The sequence below is a fragment of the Cupriavidus sp. R6-3 genome (assembly GCF_059772245.1).
Genome location: NZ_JCBAJO010000346.1, coordinates 1 through 3726, shown reverse-complemented (window position 1 = coordinate 3726; position 3726 = coordinate 1). Strand labels below are relative to the sequence as shown.

Sequence of the window (3726 nt, the reverse complement as noted above, 5' to 3'; positions counted from 1 at the left end):
CAGCTCGGCCACCGCCATGCGCGTGAACGGCAGCGTCTGGCTGAAGATCGCCACGCCGATGAAGCCGAGCAGCATGCCGCCGCTGGGGGCCTCGGCGGGCATGGCCGCGCGCGAGGGACAGGGCGCGGCGGTGTCGCGTTGCGTCATGGCAGGGTCCTGGTGGCGTTCTTGCGGGTGGTCTTGCGGGCGTTCATGCGGGGCTGTTCTGGCAGGGACTGTGTTCGGTGGCGTTCTTGAGCGACTGTTCTTGTGCGGCTGTGCTTGTGCGCTGTTCTTGCGGCGGCTTTTGCGTGCGCTACGGCATCGCCGGCCGCCCGGCGAAGGCGATCCACAGCGCGGTCGCGGCCAGCGCCAGCCCCATCGCGCGATTGAACCAGCGGATGCGCTGGCCGACCTGCAGCCACTGGCGCAGCGACGCGCCCATCGCGCCGTAGGCGCCATTGCTGAGAAAGCCGAACACGCCGAACACCGCGCACACCAGCAGGCCGCGCTGCAGCGGCGACTCGGCCCCGGACATGTAGGAGGCGGCGATCGCCAGCGCCAGCATCCAGGCCTTGATGTTGGCGTACTGCAGCGCCACCGATTGCCACACCGACAGCGGCGCCAGTACCTGCCGGTCGCTGAGCGCGGCGCTGCGGCCGATCTTCGCGGCCAGCCACAGCAGGTAGGCGACGCCCGCCAGATGGACGATCGTGGCCAGCACGGGGCTGGCGACGATCAGCGCACCGACCCCTGCCGCGCACAGCGCGAGGATGCTGGCGAAGCCGAGCGCGACGCCGATGCAGTGCGGCAGCGTCGCGCGCAGGCCGAAGTTGGCGCCGGTCACCGCGGCGATGGTGGTGTTGGGGCCGGGCGTGAACAGGCCGACCGTCATCAGCGACAGCAGCGCGGCAAACTGCGTGGCGGTCAGGCCCGCAAGCCAGGCGGGCAGGGACGCATCGATCGGCATCGGGCTCATGCCGCGGCACGCGCCGGACCGGCGTCGGAGATCATCGCCTGATCGGCCGCTTCGGCGAAGTTCACCACCACGCGCCGGTTGGTGCGGCTCTTCTTCTCGATCTTGCTCACCACCACCGGGCCGATCTCGCCGACCGCGGCGACATGGGTGCCGCCGCAGGGCTGGCGGTCGATGCCGGGGATCTCGATGATGCGGATCTGGCTGGTGCCCGCCGGCGGTGCCGCGCCGATGGTGCGCACCAGGTCCGGCTCGGCCGCCAGCGGCTCCGGCGTGATGCGGTCGATGCGAACCGGCGTATCGGCGGCGATCAGCGCATTGAGGCGCTCGGTCAGATCGGCCTTGTCCAGCGTCGATTCGGGCAGGTCGAAGTCGATGCGCGCGGTGTCCGGGTTGATGTTGCAGCCGGTGACCGGCACCGGGATCAGCGAGCCGAGCAGATGCAGGCAGGTGTGCAGGCGCATCAGCCGATGGCGGCGCGCCCAGTCGATCGCCACGGTGACGCGGTCGCCCGGGGCCAGCGCCGGCAGCGCCTGGTCCGGCGCGGGCACGTGCAGGATCGCGCTGCGGTCGGCCGCGTAAAGGGTCTCGGCCAGCGCCATCGTGCTGCCGTCGGCCAGCGTCAGGGTCCCGGTGTCGCCGGCCTGGCCGCCGCTGCGCGCGTAGCAGACCGTTTCGTCGAGCACGATGCCTTCGGGCAGTACCGCCAGCACGGTGGCGCTGCAGCGGTCGAGATACGCGTCCTCGTCGAAGCGCTTGCGCGTCGGCGGCAACAGGGTGTCGGACATCGGGAGTCTCCTTTGTTCTGCGGGGAAATCGCGGATATCGGCGGATATCGGCGGATAGCGCGGGATATCAGCGGTATCGCGAGTATCGCCGGTATCGGCTCGGGTATCGGCTCGGGTATCGGCTCGGGTATCGCTATTGGGTCGGCGGTGCCTCTGGGCCTGTACCGGTGCGGCCGCCTGTCCCGGCATGGCGGTGCCGCCCGGACAGGCTGGCGCCGGCCGTCAGGTGATGCCCGGCAGGCTTTCAACGTGGGTCGATGTTAGACAAGGTTGTCGGTACAGTACCGATACAGTTATTCTGCTGATCCTCAGTACAGTTTTCGGGGGCCGTCCATGGAAACAGGAAACCAAGCCGGATCGCCGCACGGCGAGACCGAACCAGCGCCGCCAGCCGGGCACGCGATGGGCGAAGCGAAGGCCGAGGCTGCCGGCAAGGCCGCGCGTGCCGGCAGCCGCCGTCCGCTGCGGCTGGTGTTGCCGTCGGCCCCCACGGCATCCGGCGAGCTGTCGGCCGCCGGCAGCCTGCCCGACCCGGTGCCGTCGGCGCAGATGACGCTGGTCGGGCAACTGACCGAATGGGCGCGGATGCGGATCGAGGAGCGGGTGTTCCGCCCCGGCATGCGCATGCCGTCGATCCGCCAGCTCGCGCAGGACAAGGGCATCTCGCGCTTTACCGTGGTCGAGGCCTACGACCGGCTGGTCGCGCTGGGCTACCTCGAATCGCGGCGGGGCTCGGGCTTTTTCGTGCGCGAGCGCGGGCCCGGCATCGGTCCGGGCCTGGGCGCGGGCTTGCCCAGCGAGGCCGCCCCGCCGGCGCCGCATGGGTCGCGCAATATCGACGTGCCCTGGCTGCTGCGCAACATGTTCCACCGGGCCGAGCCGCGCAAGGCGCCGGGCCTGGGCTTCCTGCCCAACGACTGGCTCGACGGCGAGCTGATCGGCAGCGCGCTGCGCGGCCTGGCGCGCCAGCCGGGCAGCCATTTCCTCGCCAGCGGCACGCCCGAGGGCTTCCTGCCGCTGCGCCAGCAGCTGCGCACGCGGCTGGCCGAACTGGAGATCGGCGCGGCGCCCGAGCAGATCCTGCTGACCTCGGGCATCACGCAGGCGCTGGACCTGATCGCGCGGCTCTACGTCCGTCCCGGCGATCCGGTGCTGGTCGGCGATCCGGCCTGGTTCGTGATGTTCGCCCGCTTCGCCGCCCAAGGCGCGCAGGTGATCGGCGTGCCGTACACGGGGGAGGGCCCGGACCTCGAAGCGCTGGAGCGCATCGTGCAGGCCCACCGTCCCAGGCTGCTGATCCTCAATTCGGTGCTGCACAATCCGACCGGCACCTCGCTGTCGGCCGCCAAGGCCTTCCAGCTGCTGCGGCTGGCCGAGCAGTACGACTTCCTGGTGGTCGAGGACGACATCTACTGCGACCTGTGCCCGCCGGGCCATCCGGCCACGCGGCTGGCGAGCCTGGATCAGCTCAAGCGCGTGGTCTATCTCGGCAGCTTCTCCAAGACGCTGGCGGCCAATCTGCGGGTCGGCTTCGTCGCGGCCCGTCCCGAACTGGTGCAGAGCCTGACCGACGCCAAGCTGCTGGCGGGGCTCGCCACGCCGGAAATCAACGAGCGCGTGCTGTACAAGGTGCTGACCGAGGGGCACTACCGCAAGCACGTCGAGCGCGTGCGCAACCGGCTCGAGCGCGCCCGCGACGAGACCCGGCACGCGCTGGAGAAGCTGGGCCTGACGCTGTTTCCGGGCCAGCATGCCGGCATGTACCTGTGGGCCGATACCGGCCGCGATACCAATGCGATCGCCACCGCGGGGCACGAGGAGGGCTATCTGTTCGCGCCCGGCAGCCTGTTCTCGCCGTCGCAGCTGCCGTCGGGCTGGATGCGCTTCAATGTCGCCTGCGGCCACGATCCGCAGATGCTGGACTTCCTGGCGCGCCAGCTGGATCGGTTGTAGCCGGGGCCGGGGCCGGGGCCGGAGCCGTGC

3 protein-coding genes and 1 pseudogene are annotated in these 3726 nt (G+C 70.7%); 1 reads left to right on the top strand and 3 read right to left on the bottom strand.

Annotation, left to right across the window (positions count from 1 at the left end):
* From AC6EI8_RS25240 to AC6EI8_RS25230, 3 genes and pseudogenes are all read right to left on the bottom strand, one after another.
* Positions 1–102 (bottom strand): annotated as a pseudogene (locus AC6EI8_RS25240) (EamA family transporter); the annotation flags it as partial.
* Positions 103–295: 193 nt separating this feature from the next.
* Positions 296–949, bottom strand: a complete 654-nt coding sequence (locus tag AC6EI8_RS25235) for a LysE family translocator (RefSeq protein WP_498383226.1) — start codon at positions 947–949, stop codon at positions 296–298.
* 5 nt (positions 950–954) lie between these two features.
* Positions 955–1728, bottom strand: a complete 774-nt coding sequence (locus AC6EI8_RS25230; protein WP_498383225.1) for an alanyl-tRNA editing protein — start codon at positions 1726–1728, stop codon at positions 955–957.
* Between the two features lie 417 nt (positions 1729–2145).
* Between AC6EI8_RS25230 and AC6EI8_RS25225 the strand changes: the two genes are divergently transcribed.
* Positions 2146–3696 (top strand): aminotransferase-like domain-containing protein, encoded by a 1551-nt coding sequence (locus AC6EI8_RS25225; RefSeq protein ID WP_498383224.1) that lies wholly within the window; start codon positions 2146–2148, stop codon positions 3694–3696.
* Positions 3697–3726: the final 30 nt, after the last annotated feature.

Coding starts and splice junctions, on each gene's coding strand:
- AC6EI8_RS25235 (WP_498383226.1), bottom strand. CDS start 949: ATGCCGATCGATGCGTCCCTGCCCGCCTGGCTTGCGGGCCTGACCGCC.
- AC6EI8_RS25225 (WP_498383224.1), top strand. CDS start 2,146: ATGGGCGAAGCGAAGGCCGAGGCTGCCGGCAAGGCCGCGCGTGCCGGC.